This is a genomic window from Nocardia sp. NPDC127579 (assembly GCF_042672005.1).
Taxonomy (GTDB): Bacteria; Actinomycetota; Actinomycetes; order Mycobacteriales; family Mycobacteriaceae; genus Nocardia.
This window is the reverse complement of sequence record NZ_JBHXVZ010000003.1, coordinates 1-20069: the sequence shown is the minus strand read 5'-3', so window position 1 is coordinate 20069 and position 20069 is coordinate 1. Positions and strand designations below refer to the sequence as shown.

General features: G+C 68.8%; 17 protein-coding genes and 3 pseudogenes. 6 read left to right on the top strand and 14 right to left on the bottom strand.

Annotation, left to right across the window (positions count from 1 at the left end):
- Positions 1–70 precede the first annotated feature (70 nt).
- Positions 71–2131: a PQQ-binding-like beta-propeller repeat protein gene (locus ACFVMC_RS12385; protein WP_379209587.1), complete on the top strand. Its 2061-nt coding sequence runs from the start codon at positions 71–73 to the stop codon at positions 2129–2131.
- The gene (locus ACFVMC_RS12380) at positions 2128–4269 is read left to right on the top strand and encodes a WD40 repeat domain-containing protein (RefSeq protein WP_379209585.1); all 2142 of its coding nucleotides are present in this window, start codon (positions 2128–2130) and stop codon (positions 4267–4269) included. Before ACFVMC_RS12385 ends, ACFVMC_RS12380 begins: the two co-directional genes overlap by 4 nt.
- A gap of 51 nt (positions 4270–4320) precedes the next feature.
- Here ACFVMC_RS12380 and ACFVMC_RS12375 read toward each other — a convergent pair whose 3' ends face one another.
- A complete protein-coding gene (locus ACFVMC_RS12375) occupies positions 4321–5268 on the bottom strand; it encodes an oxygenase MpaB family protein (RefSeq protein WP_379209583.1) in 948 nt (315 codons plus the stop codon).
- Positions 5269–5416: 148 nt separating this feature from the next.
- Here ACFVMC_RS12375 and ACFVMC_RS12370 point away from each other — a divergent pair, with 148 nt between their 5' ends.
- Together ACFVMC_RS12370 and ACFVMC_RS12365 are read left to right on the top strand one after the other, a co-directional pair.
- A complete protein-coding gene (locus ACFVMC_RS12370) occupies positions 5417–6052 on the top strand; it encodes a TetR/AcrR family transcriptional regulator (RefSeq protein ID WP_379209581.1) in 636 nt (211 codons plus the stop codon).
- Between the two features lie 61 nt (positions 6053–6113).
- Positions 6114–6560 carry a helix-turn-helix domain-containing protein gene (locus ACFVMC_RS12365; protein WP_379209579.1) on the top strand — a complete coding sequence of 149 codons (447 nt, stop codon included), beginning with the start codon at positions 6114–6116 and terminating at the stop codon, positions 6558–6560.
- A gap of 62 nt (positions 6561–6622) precedes the next feature.
- On the opposite strand, the gene ACFVMC_RS12360 is transcribed toward ACFVMC_RS12365, so the two are convergent.
- The 3 genes from ACFVMC_RS12360 to ACFVMC_RS12350 form a co-directional block, all read right to left on the bottom strand.
- Positions 6623–7213: a ClpP family protease gene (locus ACFVMC_RS12360; RefSeq protein ID WP_379209577.1), complete on the bottom strand. Its 591-nt coding sequence runs from the start codon at positions 7211–7213 to the stop codon at positions 6623–6625.
- Positions 7210–7812 carry a ClpP family protease gene (locus ACFVMC_RS12355; protein WP_379209575.1) on the bottom strand — a complete coding sequence of 201 codons (603 nt, stop codon included), beginning with the start codon at positions 7810–7812 and terminating at the stop codon, positions 7210–7212. Before ACFVMC_RS12355 ends, ACFVMC_RS12360 begins: the two co-directional genes overlap by 4 nt.
- A gap of 79 nt (positions 7813–7891) precedes the next feature.
- The gene (locus ACFVMC_RS12350) at positions 7892–8611 is read right to left on the bottom strand and encodes an alpha/beta fold hydrolase (protein ID WP_379209573.1); all 720 of its coding nucleotides are present in this window, start codon (positions 8609–8611) and stop codon (positions 7892–7894) included.
- Between the two features lie 92 nt (positions 8612–8703).
- Between ACFVMC_RS12350 and ACFVMC_RS12345 the strand changes: the two genes are divergently transcribed.
- Positions 8704–9291 carry a TetR/AcrR family transcriptional regulator gene (locus ACFVMC_RS12345; RefSeq protein ID WP_379209571.1) on the top strand — a complete coding sequence of 196 codons (588 nt, stop codon included), beginning with the start codon at positions 8704–8706 and terminating at the stop codon, positions 9289–9291.
- Here the strand turns inward: ACFVMC_RS12345 and ACFVMC_RS12340 are convergent.
- The 4 genes from ACFVMC_RS12340 to ACFVMC_RS12325 all read right to left on the bottom strand — a co-directional run bounded on the left by ACFVMC_RS12340 (position 9283) and on the right by ACFVMC_RS12325 (position 10778).
- Positions 9283–9471 (bottom strand): hypothetical protein, encoded by a 189-nt coding sequence (locus tag ACFVMC_RS12340; protein ID WP_379209569.1) that lies wholly within the window; start codon positions 9469–9471, stop codon positions 9283–9285. The two genes, ACFVMC_RS12345 and ACFVMC_RS12340, sit on opposite strands and share 9 nt — an antisense overlap.
- Positions 9426–9932, bottom strand: coding sequence for a DUF6596 domain-containing protein (locus ACFVMC_RS12335; RefSeq protein ID WP_379209567.1), 507 nt, complete (start codon positions 9930–9932; stop codon positions 9426–9428). The genes ACFVMC_RS12340 and ACFVMC_RS12335 overlap by 46 nt, the downstream gene beginning before the upstream one ends.
- Positions 9929–10267, bottom strand: a complete 339-nt coding sequence (locus tag ACFVMC_RS12330) for a YciI family protein (RefSeq protein ID WP_379209566.1) — start codon at positions 10265–10267, stop codon at positions 9929–9931. Before ACFVMC_RS12330 ends, ACFVMC_RS12335 begins: the two co-directional genes overlap by 4 nt.
- Positions 10268–10346: 79 nt before the next feature.
- A complete protein-coding gene (locus tag ACFVMC_RS12325; protein WP_379209564.1) occupies positions 10347–10778 on the bottom strand; it encodes a MarR family winged helix-turn-helix transcriptional regulator in 432 nt (143 codons plus the stop codon).
- An 84-nt stretch (positions 10779–10862) separates the two neighbouring features.
- Between ACFVMC_RS12325 and ACFVMC_RS12320 the strand changes: the two genes are divergently transcribed.
- Positions 10863–11270 carry a heme-binding protein gene (locus ACFVMC_RS12320; protein ID WP_379209562.1) on the top strand — a complete coding sequence of 136 codons (408 nt, stop codon included), beginning with the start codon at positions 10863–10865 and terminating at the stop codon, positions 11268–11270.
- A 111-nt stretch (positions 11271–11381) separates the two neighbouring features.
- Here the strand turns inward: ACFVMC_RS12320 and ACFVMC_RS12315 are convergent.
- From ACFVMC_RS12315 to ACFVMC_RS12290, 6 genes and pseudogenes are all read right to left on the bottom strand, one after another.
- Positions 11382–13562: pseudogene (locus ACFVMC_RS12315) on the bottom strand (RelA/SpoT family protein); the annotation flags it as partial.
- 189 nt (positions 13563–13751) lie between these two features.
- Positions 13752–15824, bottom strand: a pseudogene (locus ACFVMC_RS12310) (tetratricopeptide repeat protein); the annotation flags it as partial.
- A 230-nt stretch (positions 15825–16054) separates the two neighbouring features.
- Positions 16055–16528, bottom strand: a complete 474-nt coding sequence (locus tag ACFVMC_RS12305; protein WP_379209560.1) for a hypothetical protein — start codon at positions 16526–16528, stop codon at positions 16055–16057.
- Positions 16529–16694: 166 nt separating this feature from the next.
- Positions 16695–17849, bottom strand: coding sequence for a hypothetical protein (locus tag ACFVMC_RS12300; RefSeq protein WP_379209559.1), 1155 nt, complete (start codon positions 17847–17849; stop codon positions 16695–16697).
- On the bottom strand, positions 17846–19267 hold the full coding sequence (locus ACFVMC_RS12295) for a hypothetical protein (protein WP_379209557.1): 1422 nt from the start codon (positions 19265–19267) through the stop codon (positions 17846–17848). The genes ACFVMC_RS12300 and ACFVMC_RS12295 overlap by 4 nt, the downstream gene beginning before the upstream one ends.
- 289 nt (positions 19268–19556) lie before the next feature.
- A pseudogene (locus tag ACFVMC_RS12290) lies at positions 19557–20069 on the bottom strand (Fe-S oxidoreductase); the annotation flags it as partial.

The following is a 20069-nucleotide window of genomic DNA, read 5'->3' as shown; positions in this document are numbered from 1 at the left end:
CGATTATCCGATTTGCTCTGGTCAGACGGGCGCGGCTGTGCTCTCCTGAAGTTATGGACCGGGAAGAACCATGAATCCCATGGTCTTGTGCACGGTGAACCACGCGGCCGACGCGGTGGCGTTCACCCCTGACGGCAACCGCGTTCTCAGCACCGGTCCCGATGGCACAGCACGGCTCAGCGACGCCGCCACCGGCACCGAATCGGCCCGGTTCACCGCGCCGGTGCCGCTGCTCGAACCAGCGATCAGCCCGGACGGCACCCTGCTCGCGGTCAACGGTTTCCTGTTCGACGGTGATCTGGGCGAGGACTCGATCTACACCACGTTCGTCGCCGACGCCGCCTCCGGTGCGAAACGGTGGGAGGTCTCGCACCCGCAGGAAGCGTTCGTCACCGATCAGGTGCTGTTCCCGGCCGGCAGCGCGACGCTGTTCCAAGCCGCCATGTACAGCGCGGCGACCGTGTTCACCGCCGCCGACGGTGCTGTGCGCTGGAAACTGCCCCTGACCCGTCCCGACCCACTGACCTGCGTGGCCGCCGACACCGGCGCCGGTCTGATCGCCTGCGGCAGCGGCGACATGTTCGCCTTCGAGCCGGATCCGCCCGGCCGAGTCCGGCTGCTGGAGGCGGCGACCGGAACGGTGCGCTGGAATGTCGCGGTCCCGAGCCCGGTCGTCGGGATCGATCTGCACGCGGGAGCGGGTGTCGTCGCCATCTGCCGTCACGACAACAGCACCGCGCTGCTCAGGCTCGCCGACGGCGGCGTGCTGCGCGAACTCGGACCCGCCAGCGACGAGTTCCAAGTACTCGGCTGCTCGGTACGGATCGCACCGGATGGCCGGACCGTGCTGACCCAGGACGTCCTCAACGTCGCCACGGTCTACTCGGTCGCGAACGGAAACAAACTGTGGTCCTGGGCTTTCCACGACTCCGAGGCATTTCTGCCGACACCGTCCTACAGCTTCGACTCGCGCTGGATCCTGCTGCCGGGCGAGACCCGCACGGCCTTGCGCGTCGTCGCGGCGGGAACCGGCGCCACCCGCTGCGTGCTCGCCCATCCGGCTACGGTCATCCGTTCCTCGCAGTTCGACTCGACCGGCACGCGGGTCGTCACCGGCTGCGAGGACGCCAAGGTGCGGGTCTGGCGGCTACCGCCGGCCGAGCGGCTGCGCCTGCCGCAGCCCGGCGCGGTCACCGATGTCGTCTTCGAATCCACCGGTATGAGGCTGGCGGTCGCTTCCACCGACAAGTCCGCGCGCGCCCTCGCCGTCGGCGACGGCACACCGGTCGCCCGGCTCGATCACGACGGGCCGGTCCGCGTGCTCTGCGCCGTCCCCGGCCAGTCGTGGATCGCCACCGGCAGCGACGACGGCACCGCACGGATTCTCGACCCCACCACCGGCGGGCAACGTCTGCGCCTGGCACACGACGGGCCGGTCCGCGCGCTGGCCGCGAACCACACCGGCACCCGATTGGCCACGGGCAGTGACGATTTCACGGCTCGGCTGATCAATACGGTGTCCGGCGCGCAGGTGCGCAAACATCAGTTCAACGGCGCGGTCACCGCGGTCGCCTTCCACCCGGACGGAACGCAGCTGGCCGCCGCGAGCACCGAGGGCATCGTCCGGCTCTTCGCCACCGCCTCCGGCGCACCACTGCTGACCATGCAACCCGGCACGGCCGTCACCGCGGTCGCGTTCCGCCCGGATGGACTGCGGCTGGCCACCGCGCAGGCCGACAACACCGTGCGGGTCTTCGACGCCACCAATGGACTTCAGCAATTCAGCATCGTCTTCGACGCGACGGTGCACGGCCTGGCGTTCAGCCCCGACGGCACCCGGATCGCCATCGCGAGCGCGGACAAGACCGCGCGGATCTTCAACAGCGCCGACGGAGCACCGGTCCACACCCTCGCGCACGACGCACCGGTCACCGCGGTGGCCTATCGCGCCGATGGCGCCGCGCTCGCCGCCAGCGCCGGATCGGTTGTCATCCAATGGAATCCGATCACCGGCGGGCGGATCGCCGAGTTCGGTCACGACGGCGTCGTGACCGCGTTCGGCTACCCGCCCGGTGGGGCCGCGCTCGCCACCGCCACCGCCACCGCCGTATTGCTCTGGAACGCGCCGTGAAGCCCCCTGGTGCCGTACTGGCCACGGCCGCACTCGATTTCGATGTTCGAGCGCTCGCGCTCGCGCCCGACGGCAAGCGCGTCGCCGCCGCCGGGACCGCCGTGGCGGCCCTGGACACGCAGACATTGCAGCGGCGGTGGCAGGTACCCGGTATCGGAACGGTGCGCACCGCCCGATTCGCTCCGGACAGCCGCCGCATCGTGACCTTCGCCACCATCGACGACGAACATCATCAGGTGCGACTGCTCGATGCGGCCGACGGTAGCGTCCTGGGAGCCCTGGACCTCGCCACGCCGATCATCGTCTCCGGCGATGACCCGGACAACCCGGCGGGCAGTGCCTTCGGGCTGCTCCTCGGGGTCGCGATCGCCACGGCAGTGTTCCGCAAGGCGCTCGACGGCACCTCCCGCAGCCTCGTGTTCAGCGCCGACAGCAAACATGTCGCGGCGCCGGGCGGCGAATTCGATCCGGCCGACGGCCATCGCCGCTACCCGCTGCCGGGCCTGCTGGAGCCGGACGGCGCCATCGTCAACGGTCCCCTGAGCCTCGACTTCAGTCCGGACAGCCACAGTGTGGTCGTGGGCTGGAACCGAGCAGTGCAGTCGATGAAAGCCGCGACCGGCGCGGTCGTCTGGACCCACACGCAGAAGGGCAAGATCGCCCGCGTCTGGTTCGATGCCGACGGCAAGGTGTGCGCGCTGTGCACGCCGAGTCAGGACGTCATCACGCTCGATCCCGGAACCGGCGCGGTCCAGCGCACCGTCCGGCTCGATCTCGCGATCACCAATCCCCTGTTCTTCATTACGTTTCCACCACACACCGAGCTCTCCGCCGACCGCGGGCAGCTGGCCGTGTTCGGCGCGACCCGGATGACGGTCTTCGACCTCGCCAGTGGCGCCCGGCGATTCGATCCCATCGCCTACCAGTCCCTGACCGACGGTCCACCGGTACGCGCCCGGCTCTCGGACCGGGGCGATCTGGTCGCGGTCAATCGGCTCCCCGGCGAGCCGACGGGAATCATGGTGGCGCGCACCGATTCCGGCGCGACGGTGTGGGACAGCGGTACCGCGATCGATGACGCGGTCTTCACCACGGCGCCCCGGCGGCTGATCGTCGGCGGCGACCGAATGGTCCGAGTGCACTGGATCGGCCCGGTGCGGCTCGCCCCGATCAGCCGGCTCGACCACGGCGGCGCGGTCCGCGCGGTCGCGTTCGCCCCCGATGGCCACAGCGTCGCGACGGCATGTGCCGACCGCACCGCCCGTGTCTTCGACAGTGCCGACGGCACACAGCTGCGTCGATTCGAGCACGAGGACGCGGTCACCGCGATCAGCTATCGGCCGGGCGGAGCCCTGCTGCTGACCGGTTCGGCCGACGGCACCGCCCGCGGCTTCGACCTCACCGACGGCAGCGAAGCGTTCCGCGTGGTGCACGGCGGGTCGGTCACAGCTGTTCTCACCACCGTCGACGGTAAGCGGGCGGTGTCGGGCAGCGCCGATGCCACCCTGCGCGTCATCGATCTGAACACCATGGCGGTGACGCGGACGATCCAGCTCGACGGCGCTGTGGAATCGCTTGCGGTATCCCCGGATTCGGCCCTGGTCGCCGTCGGCGCCACCGATTCGACCGCGCGGATCTATCGCCTCGCGACCGGTCAGCGGCTACTGACCCTCAATCACGAGGCATCGGTGCGGGCCGTCGCCTTCAGCCGCGACGGAACCCGGCTGGTCACGGCGGGCGGCAAGACCGCGATCGTCACCACCGTCGCCTCCGGTCTGCCTCAGCGCACGATCACCCACGCCGGCCCGATTCACACCGCCGCCTTCCATCCGGACGGCGACCATCTGCTCACCGCCGACGCGACTCTGCGAATCACCGACCTGCGCGACGGAACCACCACTCTCGCGATCACCCACGAGAACCCGATCCATGCCGCCGCCTTCCGGCCCGACGGTGCCGCAGTGGCCACCGCCGGCGCGGACGCCGCCGGGCATCTGACCGAATTTCCCGGCGGCGAGGAGCTTTTCGTCCTTCCGCACGAAGGTTCGGTCGATGCCCTCGCCTTCGACCACTCCGGTACCCGCCTGGCCACCGCCGGCGCGGACGGCAGCGCGCGCGTCTACCGGTGGCCCACCTGACCAACCGCTCGTCGTACAGCGCGACCGGGTTCGGCGCAGCGGGCGGTTCGGTCAGCCCGCGGCGGGCATCGCCTTACGGTTGCGGGTCCCGTACAGTTCGCGACCCTGTGCGGGAGAGCGGGTTTCGAGCAGAGCGGGCGGCTCGTTCTTCACATGCTGTTCGAGGACCTTGCCCGCCATCGGGGCGACGATCGGCGCGGCCAGGATCAGCCCGCGCTTGTCGAACAGGGTGAACAGCCACACCAGGATCCGGCCCGCGGGCCGAACCAGCAGGTCCACCAGCCGCCACTGCTCGAACTGGCCGAGGCGGCGCATCCACTGCGGCAGGGTCGCGATGGAGGCCGTGGCGAGCAGGCGCGCGCCGAGGGCATAGGTCCAGCCGGCGCCGTGCTTCGGTGAGGTGAACAGCATCTGATGCATGCCGTCGAGGGCGCGCTCGGTGACGCACAACCGCGGGCGGACAGCGTCGAAGTACGCCTGGACGCCCTCGCGGGTGCGCGGAACATCCCGGGGATCGCAGGTCTGCAATTCGGCGGCGATCGCGCACTCCTGCCAGTACCGGTTCTCCTCGTCGGTGCTCAGCTGGCCCGGGCCGAACATCTCGTAGGCCTTGAGTACCGAATGCCAGCCGGTCAGGTGGATCCACAGCTGGGTCTCGGGGTTGTTCGGGCTGTAGCGGCGGCCGGTGACCGGCTCGATGCCAGTCGAGCGCGCATGCAGTTCCAGCAGATGTTCGGAGGCCCTGATCGCGGTCGCGGTATCGCCGACGGCCACGATCAGGAAGTACACGAAGGTCATGTCCAGCCGGGTGCGCGGATCGGAGTAGATCTTCGCGGTATCCGACACCGACGCGGTCAGGAACGGGTCGAAGAACTCGAGGGCCACCGCGCGCTGGAATCCGATCACCGCGGTCGGAGCGGTCCAGATCTTCCAGCTCGGCGAATCGGGTCCGAAGAACCCGTAATCCTCCCGGCGCAGAGTGGTCGGATCGAAGGTCATGATGGCTCCTCAGCAGGCGCTCCAGCGAATACAACGCCACCGTAGCAATTGCGTGCGTCGAATACAACGGGTACGTAGCTTTAGGCGGGGCGAGGTGCCACCGATCGCCGCGTACTGGCAAGATGGGGCCGGTGAAGGCGAGGCGACAGTGACCACATCCCAGCGGCCGCGGCGGCGATACGCGCCACGGTTGCCCGCCGAACAGCGTCGCGCCCAACTGCTGGACGCAGCGTTCGCGGTGCTGAGCCGGGTCGAGTTGCACGAGCTGAGCATGGAGGCCGTCGCCCAGCAGGCCGGAGTCGGGAAACCGGTGCTGTACACGGTGTTCAAGACCCGTACCGAATTGGTGGAGGCCCTGCTCGCCCGCGAGCGCGATCTGGCCCTGGAACAGGTCGCGGCGACCCTGCCCGTCGACCTGATCGGCGCCGACCCGGTGGTCGCGGCCTCGGCGACGGTCGAGGCGTTCGTCGCGGTGGCACTGGAGAATCCGACGCGCTGGCGGCTGGTACTCGCCGGTCCGGGCAGCGCGCCCGACGAGTACCGCGACGCCATCCGCAGCTCGCGGGCGGGCATCTTCGATCAGGCCGAGGCGCTGGTGCGGGTCGGTTTGGCCATTGATTCACGCTGGGGCGCAATGGATTCGGCTCTGCTCACCAATTCACTGCTCACCGTCGCGGAGATGCTCGGCCGGCTCGCGGTCAGCGACCCCGAAACCTATCCGCGCGAACGGATCGAGGGATTCGTGCAGTCCATCGTGCGGCTGCTGACCGGCCAGGCGGGCTGAGGATGTTCGCCCACAGCGGAGGAGCAGCCAGCCTGGCGCGGCGCGGTCGTAGGCTCCACCTATGAGCGAGCATTCGAGCGTCGAGACCCCGCGTACCGAAGCGCCGCGATTGCGCGCGATCCCCGGCGGACGAGACGAGCGGCCCCGCCGGACCGACTCCGAGATCCGGCCGATGGCTCCGGTGCAGACGCGGCCCCGGACCGAACTCCTCTGGCGGGAGGCGCTGGGCCGGCGACTGCGCATCCTGCGCCGGGAACAAGGCGAGACGCTCGCGGAAACCGCTGAGCGGGCCGGTGTTTCACCGCAGTACCTCTCCGAGGTCGAGCGCGGGCTCAAGGAGCCCTCGAGCGAGATGGTCGCCGCGATGGCAGGCGCCCTCGGCACACCGCTCGGCGGCCTGGTGCACCAGGTCGCCGACGACCTCGTCCGGCACAGCCGGATCGCGGCACCGCGCGCGATCGGCCCTCGAACCCACGCCCCTTACAACGGGCTGCTGCTCGCCGCTTAGCTCGCACTCGCGGCATCTGCCGCGCCGCGGTCATCCCGGCAGATTCCGCGCCCGGGACGAGCTCAGTCCTGTGGCGCGAGCACTCGGTCGACGATGCCGTAGTCGATCGCCGCCTGCGCGGTGAAGACGCGGTCGCGGTCGGTGTCGTGCCGGAGCGTTTCCACCGTTTGGCCGGTGTGCTCGGCCAGCACGGCCTCGACCTCGGCACGCATCCGGACCAGCTCGTCGGCTTGCAGGATCAGGTCGGGGATGGTGCCCTGCCCGCGGGCCGCGGGCTGGTGCAGCACCACCCGGGCGTGCGGCAGCATCGAACGTCGTCCTCGCACGCCGGCGGTCAGCAGCACCGCGCCGACCGCGATAGCCTGGCCGACGCAGGTGGTGACCACCGGCGACTGGATGTGCCGCATGGTGTCGTAGAGCGCGAGCATGGCGGTCAGATCGCCGCCCTCGCAGTTGATGTAGAGATTGATGTCCTGGCCCGGGCTGTCCGCGTCGAGGTGCAGCAGTTGCGCGATGAGCGCGTTGGCGACGCCGGAATCGATCGGGGTGCCGAGGTAGACGATGCGCTCGGTCAGCAGATGCGAGTACACGTCCATGATCCGCTCGCCGCGCGGATGCTGGGCGATGACATTCGGAATCGTGTAGCTGCTCATGAGATTCCCGCCTTCTGCCGCCGCGGAACGACCTGCCAGAACGAGTCGACGATGCCGTCGATGAAGCCGTACTCCCGGGCCTGGACGGCGGTGAACCACCGATCGTGCAGGGAGTCGTCGAAGACCTGGTCGTAGGGCTGCCCGGTGTCCTCGGAGATGAGGCCGAGCACGGTCTGCACGGTGTAGCGCAGATCGTCGGCCTGCACCTCGACCTCGACGGCGCTGCCGCCGATGCCCGCCGAACCCTGATGCATCAGGATGCGCGCGTGCGGCAGCGCGAAACGCCGCCCGCGCGACCCCGCCGAGAGCAGGAATTGTCCAGCGCTGCATGCCAATCCGAGCGCCAAGGTCGACACCTCGCACGGCACCAGCCGCATCACGTCACGGATGGCGAGCATGGCCGGAACCGACCCGCCCGGCGAGTGGATCCACAGCGAGATGCCGGCGTCCGCGTCCTCGGCGGCCAGGGTCAGCAGCTGGGTCATGAGCAGGGCGCCGTTGTCGTCGTCGAGCGGGCCGTCGAGCACCAGGATCCGGCGCGCGAAAAGTTGTTCTCGGGTGCGCCAGTTGAACATCGGCGTCTTGTCGTCGTGTGCCATGAATCCACCGTGCCCCAGCGCCACCCCGGAAATCGCGCCACGCTGCTGTGAGCGGATCCGCTCACAGCAGCGTCGTGTCTCAGGCGACCGCGCGCTCCTGGCAGGCGGCGGCGAGATCCAGGATCAGCTCGGCGAACTCGGCCGGCCGGGCGAGCGGGTAGTAGTGCCCGGCCCGCGGGATCACCAGCAGCCGGCCCCGCGCGCACGCGGCCAGCGATCGGCGCTCGCCGACGCGGAAGTGGTCGCGGGCGCCGTTGACCAGCCAGACCGGTCCGGGATAGGCGCCGAGACCGCCCAGCAGATCGAAATCACGTAGCGCGGCAACGACATCCGGAATCACCTCGGTCGCGATGCCGCCCCGGTCGATGTCGTGCGCCACCCGCGCGGGCAGTACCGATTCGAACACGCGGCGACTGATCCGCGCGCCGCCGTCCGGGCGGCTCGACAGCACCCTGTGCATGGCGGTGAACGGCCGGGCCAGGGCCGGGCCGGGCTGACAGCTGGCACCGGCGACCACCAGTCCCGCCACCCGGGCCGGATCCGCGGCGGCGGCCGCGGTGCCGACGAACCCGCCCAGCGAATGCCCCACCACGATCGCCCGGCCGCCGACCCGGTCCACGCCGTCGTGGACAGCGGCGACCGCCGCGTCCAGCGTGAACTGGTCACCGCGCCGCGACCCGTGGCCCGGCAGGTCGACCGTCGTGACCGGGCGCTCGGCGCCGACGCGCTCGGTGACCGCGGGCCAGCACGCACCGCTGAGCCGGATGCCGTGCACGAGAACGAGGGGAAGTGCTGTCATGTCGATCCTCCAAAACGCAACGCAACGTTGCGTTGCAATCTACCGAGTCGAGCACAGCGATGCAACACAACGTTGCGTTGTATTGTGTGGAGGTGGACAGATCGGACCAACGGGTCGGCACCGGACCGCGACGAGCACAGGACATCTTCGCGGCGACCCTGAATCTACTGGCGGTGCAAGGCTATTCGGGTTTGACCATGGAGTCGGTGGCCGCGCGTTCCGGGGTCAACAAGACCACCCTGTACCGATGGTGGCCCTCCAAGGACGCGCTCCTCGCGGCGGCGCTGGCGGATGCCGACCTGCTGAGCTTCGACATCCCCGACACGGGGACCCTGCGCGGCGACCTGCGGGAGATCGCGGCCGGAATCCACCGGCTGCTCACCGATACCGCCACCGCGCCGATCGCCGGCGCGGTCCTCGCCGCGGCACCGGCCCGCCCCGAACTGACCGCGATCGGGCGGGCCTTCTTCGCCGGACGGCTGGAACGCGAACGCCCGCTGTTCGAGCGCGCCGTCCAGCGTGGCGAGCTGCCGCCCTCGGCCGATCCCGCGGCGATCATGGACGCCCTGGCCGGCGCGATCTGGTTCCGGACGCTGCTGCGCGGCGAGCCCGCGACGCCCGGCTACCTGGACACCGTCGTCGATCTCGTCCTGCCGGGAACCGCCCAGGGCTCAGCCTGATTCCAGCTCGGCGATCCGGCCGCGGAGCAGACGACGTTCGGGTTCGGTGTGCAGGACGGCGATGGCGGCCTGCACGACATACTGCCCGCGCGCCCGGACGATGGCTTGGTCGAGCAGGGCGCGGCTGTCCGCGATCAGCGCAGTGTCCCAACGGGTTCGGTCCTGCTGATCCAGCAGCACGATCTCCTCGTCACGATGGCGGCGCGGCGGGCATGGGCGCACTGCATCAGCGCCAGCAATCCGAGCACTTCCGGCTCGTCGGGCATGAGAGCCGCCAGCATTCGGCCCAGCCGGACGGCCTCCTCGGCGAGCGCCGGGTGGCAGCACAGAAAGATCAGCTCGAGCCGCTCGTCCGGAAAGGCCGTCTCGGCCATGGTCGCCTCCTCGACGTCCGACACCGCGAGCAGGTGCGCCTTCGCCGCGAAGAGACGATCGCGGCGCAGGCGGTCGAGGACCCGGCGGCGCGCGACGGTGGTCAGCCACGCGCCGGGTCTGTCCGGCAGACCTTCCTTCGGCCACTTCTCCGCGGCGATCGCGAAAGCCTCCTGGGTGGCCTCCTCGGCGAGGTCGATATCGCCGAAAAGGCCACTCAGCGTGGCGAATACGCGCCCCCACTCGGCGCGGAAGATCTCCTCGATCACGCCTTCACGATGGGCCGGATCTCCACCGCGCCGCCGAGCCGGGCGGTCGGCACCATCGCGGCGACCTCGATCGCGGCATCCAGATCGTCCGCCTCGACCAGGAAGTAGCCGCCGAACACCTCCTTGGTCTCGGCGAACGGCCCATCGGTCACCAGCGCGTCACCGTCGTGCACCCGCACCGTCGAGGCGGTGTGCGGCGGCGCGACATGAGCGCCCGCCACCACCCGCGGATCGGACCGGATCGCGAGATACTCGGCGGATATCGCCTCCTGCTCGGCGGTGTCGAGCGCCTCGAACACACCGGGCAACACGTTGATCAGCAATGCGTACTGCATGAAATCCTCCACTGTCGAACTGTCCTGTCACCTACCCGACGAACATCATCGGCCGGAGGGGACACCCGGCGGCGGATTTCTAGCCGACCACGCGCGCCAGCAGCGCGACGAGCTCACCGCGCTCGGCCGGCGACAGACCGGCGAGCAGGTCGTCCTGCACGGCGGTCAGACGCGAGTCCAGCTTCTCGAGCCGGCGCCGGCCCGAGCGAGTCAAGGTGATCAGGTTGCGGCGGCGGTCGCCGGGATCCGGCGTGCGTGCGACGTATCCCTGCTCGGTCAACTCCCCCAGCATGGCATGCATATCGCTCTGATCGATGCCGCACCGCTGACCGATCCGCACCTGACTGTCCGGACCGAACTCCACGAGAGCGGCCAGAATCGCGAAATGGTAAGCGCGGCCCTCGATCTCGGCCATCGCCAGGCCGATCAACCGATGCGCCCGGACCGCGGCCTTACTGATCAGCCAGCTCGGTTTGCCGCGCAGCCGCTCGGGCGCGTCCTCCAACTCCATGTGCGCCAGTCTAGCCAAAACCCTTGGACGGTCCCACGAACTCGAGATACCGTTGGTCGCACCAAGAGATTCGGAGCGGAACCCATGTCACTGACTTCACACCAGGCGCGCGCCATCAGCACCACCGTCCGCGCGCACGCGGCCACCCTCGGCGCACAGGTCACGGTCGCGATCGTCGACAGCGGTGGGCACGTGCTGACCGTCGACCGCATGGACGGCGCCCCACCCCTGTCCGCGCGAATCGCCCCCGCGAAAGCCACCAGCGTGGCCCTGTTCCACCGCGACGGCACCGAACTGACGCGACTCGGCGAGGCGTGGCCGACTCTGTTCGCGCAGCTGGATCAGGTTGCGGGCGTGCCGATCATCGCGGGCGCGGGCAGCAGGCTCGTCACAATGGGCGACATCGTCGTCGGCGCGATCGCGGTGAGCGGCGGTCGGCCCGATCACGACGACGCGTGCGCCGAAGCCGGGGTCGCCTGCCTGTCGACGTGACGAGCATCGGCACTCACGGGCGGCTACCACCCCTGTCGGCACCAAATCGTCTCGCGCAGTGGCCATTCGGGCGTTCACGCAGGATCGATCGCCCCACCGGATGTTCGCCGATCAGGCGGCGGAGGTCACGCGGTAGACGTCGTACACGCTCTCCACCTTGCGCACCGCGTTCAGCAAGTGCCCCAAGTGTTTCGGGTCGCCCATCTCGAAAGTGAACTTGCTGATCACGACCCGGTCACCGTGGGTGGCGACCGACGCGGACAGAATATTGATGCGCTCGTCGACCAGAGCCCGGATGACGTCCAAGAGAAGCCCTGTGCGGTCGAGGGCTTCGATCTGAATGGCTACCAGGAATATCGAGGACGGCGACGGCGCCCACTCCACGTCGATGATGCGCTCGGACTGTTCACGCAGCGACTCCGCATTGGTGCAATCGGTGCGATGCACACTGACGCTACCGCCGCGCCCCAGGAAGCCGAGAATCTGGTCACCCGGCACCGGCGTACAGCACTTGGCCAGCTTGGTCGCCGTTCCCAGTACGCCCGGCACGATCACACCCGCATCCCCGGAGACCCGCGGCCGGTTCGGGGTGGTGGAGGGCGTGGAGCGTTCGGCGAGTTCGTTCTCCACATCGTTGAGGCCACCCAACTGGGCCAGGAGGCGTTGCAGGACGTGTGGTGCCGACACCTTGCCCGCACCGATAGCCGCGTACAGCTCCGAGATGTCGCCGTAATCGAGTTCGTGTGCCACCGCAGTCATCGCGTCCACATTCATCAAGCGCTGCAACGGAAGCCCGACCCGGCGGACCTCCTTGGAGATCTGCTCCTTACCGGACTCCAGCGCCTCCTCGCGTCGCTCCTTGGCGAACCACTGCCGGATCTTGGCCTTGGCCCGCGGCGAGACCACGAAGCTCAACCAGTCCAGGCTCGGGCCCGCGTTCCCCGCCTTGGAGGTGAAAACCTCCACCACCTCACCGTTTTCGAGCTGCCGCTCCAAGGGGACCAGGCGTCCGTTGACCCGCGCGCCGATAGTGTGATGCCCGACCTCGGTATGCACCGCGTAGGCGAAGTCGACCGGAGTCGCCTTCTGCGGCAACGTGATCACATCGCCCTTCGGGCTGAACACGAAGATCTCCGGCGACTTCAGATCGAACCGCAGCGACTCCAGGAACTCCGCCGGGTCGGCCGCCTCACGCTGCCAGTCCAGCAGCTGCCGCATCCAGGCCATATCGTCGACCTCGGCGGTATCGCCGGAATGCTTGCCGCGCGTCTCCTTGTAGCGCCAGTGCGCGGCGATGCCGAACTCCGCGGTGCGATGCATGTCCTGAGTACGGATCTGCACCTCCAGCGGCTTACCGTCCGGGCCGACCACGGTGGTGTGCAGCGACTGGTAGACGCCGTACATCGGCTGAGCGATGTAATCCTTGAACCGGCCCGCCATCGGCTGCCACAGCGAATGCACCACACCGACCGCCGTATAGCAGTCGCGCACCTGGTCGCACAGAATCCGGATCCCCACCAGATCATGGACGTCGTCGAAATCTCTTCCCTTGACGATCATCTTCTGATAGATCGACCAGTAGTGCTTCGGACGTCCCTCGACCACGGCGGTGATCCGGCTGGCCGCCAACGTGTTGACGATCTCGGCGCGGACCTTGGCCAGGTAAGTGTCGCGGGTGGGCGCACGCTCCGCCACCAAGCGCACGATCTCGTCGTACTTCTTCGGGTGCAGGATTCCGAAGGCCAGATCCTCGAGCTCCCACTTGACCGTGGCCATACCGAGCCGATGCGCCAGCGGCGCAATCACTTCCAGTGTCTCCGAGGCTTTCTTGGCCTGCTTCTCCGGCGGCAGGAAGCGTATGGTGCGCATATTGTGCAGGCGGTCGGCCACCTTGATCACCAGCACGCGCGGATCACGGGCCATCGCGATGATCAATTTGCGGATGGTCTCGGCCTCGGCGGCGGCGCCCAGATTCACCTTGTCGAGCTTGGTGACGCCGTCGACCAGGTGCGCGACCTCCTGACCGAAATCGCCTGTCAGCTGCTCGAGTGTGTAGTCGGTGTAGCCGACGGTGTCGTGCAGGAGCGCCGCCACCAGGGTTGTGGTGTCCATCCCCAGTTCGGCGAGGGTCGTAGCCACGGTCAGCGGGTGGGTGATGTAGGGGTCGCCGGATCTGCGGAACTGATCGGCGTGTAAGGCATCCGCGACGTCGAATGCGCGCTGCAATAGCGTCAGATTCGCCTTGGGATACAGTTCCCGGTGCACGATCGCCAGCGGCTCCAGCACCGGCTCGATCATCACGAGACCGTGCCGCCGGGCGATCCGATCTGTCCACCGGCCGAGCGCGCGCCGCCAGCTGAACGGTCGCCGGGGCTGGGTACGGCTCTGCGGTCGGGCTGGTTCACTGAGTCGCCGGAGGGCTGCGATGGCGTCGAGGGTTTCGCCCGCCCGCGGGCCGTGGTCGATCGCCTGGTAGAGAATCAGGGCCTGCTGGAACAACTCGTCGGCTCGGCCGTGATTCTCGGTGGCCACGCAAACGAGCCCCAGACTCCTGAGAACGTCGGCTTGGCCGAGGCGGTAGCCCAACGCTCGGTAGATACCGAGCGCTTGTTCGTACAACATCGTCGCGTCCCCGAAAACCTCGGTGACTCGGCGTAGTTCGCCGAGCGAGGCCAACGCGTCGGCCTCGCCGTGACGGTGCCCCAGCGTGCGGTAGGCCGTCAGTGCCTGCATGTGCGGACCGGTCGCGTGCTTGTAGTCCTCGCCGAGGCGGCGCAAGCGGCCGAGCGCGTCGTGTACGTCGGCCTCGCCGAGCACATTGCCGAGCGTGCGGTATCGAGTCAGCGCCTGCTGGAACAGCTCCACCGCCTGCTCACGATCCCCCGTCACTTCCCGGACCCGGCCCAGAGCCACCAATGCATCGGCCTCGCCGAGCACATTGCCGAGCGCGCGGTATCGAGTCAGCGCCTGCTGGAACAGCTCCACCGCCTGCTCACGATCCCCCGTCACTTCCCGGACTTGACCGAGAGCAGCGAGCGCGTCGGCCGCACCGAGCTGATTGCCCAGGGCGTCGTCCAGATCGAGCGCTTCCTCGAACAGGTCAACGGATTGCTCGTACTCATCGGCAAGCAAGCGCATGCGACCGAGGTTGCGCAGAGCTTCGGCCTCCCCCTGTCGATCGCCCACCGAGCGATAGAGCTCGAGGGCACGCTGGTGCAACTCGGTCGCCTGCTGGTAGTCCCCGGTAAGCCGGCGAATACGACCGAGCGCGTCGAGCGCGTCGGCCTCCCCGAGCCGATCGCCGAGTTCGTGGGTTGTCGTGGCAGCTCGCTGGTGCAAACTCGCCGCCCGGGGCCAGTGCCCGTCGAACTCCAGCAATCTGGCCACCGAGGCGGTCAACGCGACCATTCGCACGAGGTCACGGCTCGCGGTGTGGTCCAGACAGGCCAGCAGATTGTCCTGCTCGGTACGCAACCAGGTGAGCGCCTGTAGTTGATCGCCGAATTCCGGCACCCCGGCACGACGCGCGACAGCGGCCGCATCGGTGCGGTCAGCACTGGTGCGGCTGGACGAAATCAGCCACTGGCCGGCGTGGGCCGCGGTGTACTGGTAGTAGTCGAGCAAGCGCTGCACCGCGCCGACCGAGTCGATCTCCGAGTCGGCGGCCGCCAGGCTGTTGGCATACGAACCCAGCAAATCGAGCAGCCAGTAGCGGCCGCGCCTGGTTTCGTCGAGCAGATGGTCGTCGTAGAGGGCGAGCAACTCGCGCCGGGTGGTCTCGATATCCAGGTCCACCAGCGCGGCCACCGCGTACACCTCCAGGTCGGGGCCGGGATGCAGACCCAATCGCCGGAAAACGCGCTGTCGTTGCGCTGGAAGCGCCTGATACGACAGGTCGAACGCGGCGCGCACGGCCGGGGCGTCTTCGGCGATCAGCCGATTCGCCGCCGCTTCGACCTCACCGGCGTAGGCGTCGATATCGGCCGCGGTCCACGACGTGTGGTGCGCGATCCGACCGGCGACCAGCACGATCGCCAGCGGTAGATACCCGCATACCTTCGCGACATGCGCTGCGGCAAGTCCTTCGGCCGCATCGATCGCTGCCCGACCTGTCACGGTGAGCACCAGATTCTTCGCCGCCTCCGGCGCGAGTCGCTGCAACGCCAACGGGTTGGTGTCCGGAAGCGTGAGCCGATGGCGGCTCGTGATCAGGGTCAGACTGCCCGATCCGCTCGGCAGCAGCGGCTCGATCTGTTTCTGGCTGGCCGCGTCATCGAGGACCAGCAGAATCCGCTTGTCGGCGAGCAGATGACGCCACAGATCGACACGTTCGGCCAAGGTGTCGGGCAGGTTGCGCGGATCTGTGCCGACCGCGACCAGCAGTCCGGCCAGGACCTCGGCCGCACCCGCCGCGGCTTGTCCGAGGGTGTAGGCATGCAACTGGACGAAGTACTGGCCATCGGGGAACTTCGATGCCAGTCGATGCGCGGCGTACACCGCGAGGGTGGTCTTACCGATGCCGGCCATACCGTTGATCGCGTGGATGGCTACCACCCGACCGCCCTCGGCCGTATCCAGGATCTGTCCCAATTCCGTGTCCCGGCCCAGGAAATCACGCGGGAGCGCAGGCAGACTCGAGGTCACGAGTTCCCGGGGCGGCACCTGAGCCGCCACCGGCAAGTCGCCGGCGGGCAGTGCGGCCGCCCCGATGGCCAATGTCCGGGCGACCACCCCGGTAAGACTGATTCCCCCCGGTACCTGCTGGGGCGCGCTCGGTGCGGAGGTTACCGGCGCGCCACGGGAGGGTCCTGGGGTTGCGCCTTTCCCGCTGTCACCGACCCGATTTCGAGGGCGCCGGAGAATCTGCCGTCGACCACTCGCACGCCGGTTCCGGTCGATTCCACCTGCCGGATTCGTAACGCGGCCGCGGACACTCGTTCCAGATCGACGCCCGCCGAGGCGCCCGCTGTCGCCTGGTGTGCGCGCACGACCGCCAGCAGGGCTTGCGCCGCCGCGAGCAGGTTCTGATCGTTTTCGGCCCCCGCACGCTGGAGGTCTTCGGCCAGCACCGCTCGGCGCGCGGCCGAATCAGGTTGCTGTTCCACCGGATTGACACTCGACGGCCCGGCGCTGGCGGCGACCAGAGCCTTCAGCGTCGCGTAGGCGTCGATCACCGGCCGTTCGGCAGTGGCGCTCGAGCTCGCGACCGCGCCCACGGCGACCGCCTCGGCGACGATCGCCGGCACCGTCTCCCACACGAGATCCCCTCCCGCCACTCGCATCGCGAGGCATCGATGGACTGACCGCTGGATTCTACGCCGCGCATCCGGGCCGGTGAGCCGTTACCGCGTCCGGAGAAACCAGCGTGGCCGCTTGAAAAACCTGCCGAGCCAACAGCATCCGCTCCCCCGACCGTTGCGGGATCTACCCGGCGCCGCGCTTCGAGCGGCGTGCCTTGCGGGCTCGGGAGCGGTAGGAATCCAGAACATGCTGCTGGAGCAGGTAGCCGAAGCCGGAGGATTCCAGGCGCAGGCCCAGTTGTTCCGCGCTGATCCCGAGCCGCGCGGCGGTGTCGGCCAGACGCCAGTCGTCGGCCGCCAGCTGGGACAGCAGGTAGCCGCGCCGCACCTGGTTCTCGGCGAGCCAGAACGTCTTCAGGTACAGGACCTGGCCCTTGGCGTCGGTGATCGTCTCGCCGATATGGTTCTCACGCTTCAACTGGAACGCCGGCAGGAACCGGGACAGGGTGAACCGGTCCATCCGGTAGACACGTTCCCAGCTGTAGGTCTCCGCCAGCAGGCCGGTCGCCATGGTCCCGGCATGGAACCGAGCCCACTCCGTTTCCTGCTGTCCGGCGAACAGTCTCAGGTCCGCGACGGAATGGATACCGGTGTCGGGCAGCCGCACCCGGTACTCCGCCACCGACGGCGCACACAGCGAATACCGGAAGATCAGATCGCCGTACAGATCGTGGATCAGGCTCGGATGCAGCGCCCGGTAGTCGGCGGGATGCGGCAGCACGAAGGCCGAGGCCAGCGCGTCGGCCACATACACCAGCACACCGCACTGGTCCGGATGGATCTCGAAGACGCGCAACGCATCGGCCAGCCCGCTGACCTCCGCACCCTGGTACGCCTGCTCCACACGCGGCGACAGCCCGTTGCGCAGCGCCCGCCGCGACCATTCCTCCCACGCGTAGGCGGGACCGCCGAAATGCAGGGCCAGATATCCCTCCAACGCCAGGTGCAGCGGCAGGAAGCGGAGCCGGGTCCTGTCCTGCCGCCGCGCCAGCCGGTGCTGAAAATGCAATCGCATGTGCTTGGGCTGCTGGGTGCTCAGTTGCGTGCCGTAAGCGGCCGCGGGGGCTCCGTCACCGCTCCAATCGGCCACGAACCCGTGCGGGATATAGGAGGTGTAGTAGGTGCGGCCGAGGTCGACCACGCCGATATCGGCGTCGTACAGGTCCGCGTGCAGACGCAGATCCGTGATCGGCTCCGCGCGCAGCAGCGGCACCAGCCGCACCCCGCCCCACACCTGGGCGGGGCCGGTGGTGAGGCCGCCGAGGTCAAGGGCGGTCATCGGGTCTCCAGGAACTTGTGGATCCGGGCCGCCAGATAGTCCGTCAGCTCGGCCAATTCGGTACGGCCGGTGGAGAATTGGGCCAGCTCGACCAGAGCGGGCAGATCCTCGGCGGTACGGATCCCCGCGGTGGGCACCGACGCCGCGAGCCGCCGAACCTCGAAATCGCCGGCGTCGTAGACCGGGTTGAGATGCACGATGCCGACCCGGCCCTCCGGATCCAGCTGGGAATACCACACGCGCAACACCTCGGCGGCAAGGCCGGGCGGCGCGTTGTCCCAGCCGTCGGACACGATGACGACCCGATCAGGGGCGGTATCGAGGGCGTCGATGAGGCGATGGCCGAGCGGCGTCGACCCGTACGGGTACCCGAGCAGCGCATCGCCACGCCCCGATGTCCACAGCGGAACATATTCGGCGGCAAGGACTTCCAGCAGGTAATGGCACGCCAGCGCGACCGCGAGCGGACGGCGTCGCTTCACGGCCGAGCCGAAGCTGGAGAAGCTGTCGTCCAGTACCGCGGCCACCGTGCCCCAGCGCCCACGCTCGGCACCGGCCGCGCGCCGCGCCGCCGCACGCAATGCCTCGGTCAGTTCCGCACGCCGCCGCGCCCGCTCGTCGAGCGGAAGCGCGAGCACATAGGAGGCCAGGCGGGTCAGCGGCATCCGGCTCAGGTCCATGCGCACGTCGGTGGCGCCGTGGCGGCGAGCCGACTCCTGCAACCTGAGCTGTTCCAGCCGGGTCATCCGGGGTGCGATACCGGCGAGGAACTCCTCCCGGTCGATCCCGCGCCGGGCCGCGAATCCCTCCGCGACCGTGTACGGCAGGTCGTAGACGCCCTTCTTCGCGTAGTGCGCCGCCCGCCACGCTTCCAGCAACGGCGTGCTGTACTGGGTGCGGCGACGCGGCGCGAACAGGAAGTCACCCAGTTCCGGGTGCTGCGGCCGAACGTGGTTGTGGCGCAACGCCGTCGCGAGACCACGACGATACTTCACCGCGTCCAGTGCCGGGTCGGGCCGCGACGCGAACCAGTCGCGGACGATGGCCCTGGTGCGCCGGTTGTTGACGCCTGCGTCCCGCACGCGGCGCAGCAGCCGGTAGACCCGCTGCGGTGGCAGCAACTCCAGCCGCCGGGCGATCAACCGGCCTTCGGTGCGCCGCTGCTCGTCGGTGGCCTCGCTCGCGGTCACCAGCAGCCGCAGAATGATCAGCGCGGCATTGTGATCGTTGATATCGAGAGCCAGGGTCGCGGTGTACAGGTCGCGATAGTTGCCGAGCATGTAGTCGTGCAGAAAACTCAAGGAGAGCTGCTGCTGGCTTCGCCCGGAATGGAATTCGCGCTGCCCGGTCGCGGTGATCGAGGCGTTGGCGAACAGCAGCACGTCCTCGGTCGCTACCTGATCACTGCGCACACTCATGGCCTGTCCTGATGAATCGATGGGTGCCGGCCGGGGAATTGGAGCGCGAGCAGCGAATTAGCTGATTAAGAGTCAACGTCCGGAAGTCGCGCCGGAGTCCCGCGGCCGGCGCACCGAGGCTATCAACCAGCGCCCGGAGGTGTCGCCTCGATTTCCAGGGCGGGTCCTCCGGGAGCACGGTCATCGCGTCCGCGGCGTCGGGCGGCGCCTTGTGCCGGTGGTCGGTGTCACCGACCACCGGCACGGCGAGCGCCGGGAATTCATCGGTGCCGAAGCAGCGACAGATGGACTACTGCCCTGTCTTGACCCCCGGAGCCTTGGCCTTACCCTTCATTGCCAGCCCCTTCACGGCGACCGGCGGAGCCGATGCTTCGGCCGGAACCGGTTCGGCGGCAGCGGTTTCCGCGGCGGCTTCCGCGGCAGCGGGAGCCGCCGGAGCCGGGGTCTTCGCACCGGGCGCCTTGGCCTTGCCCTTCATCCCCAAACCCTTGACCGGGGCAGCAGGAGCAGCGGACTCAGCGACCGGGGTCTGCACCGGACCCGACTCGGCCTTGGCACCAGGCGCTTTCGCGCCACCCTTCATGCCCAGCCCCTTACCCGGAGCCTTCGCCGGACCCTTCATCGCCAAACCACCACCAGCAGGCTTCACCGCAGCAACCGGAGCAACAGGTTCAGCGGCAACCGGCTCCGGCTCCGGCTCCGGCTCCGGTTCGGGCTCGGCAACAACCTTCGGCTGCTGCACCACCACCAAATTCTCACCCAGAACCTTCGCATCCACCCGAGTGATCGCATCCAACATCAA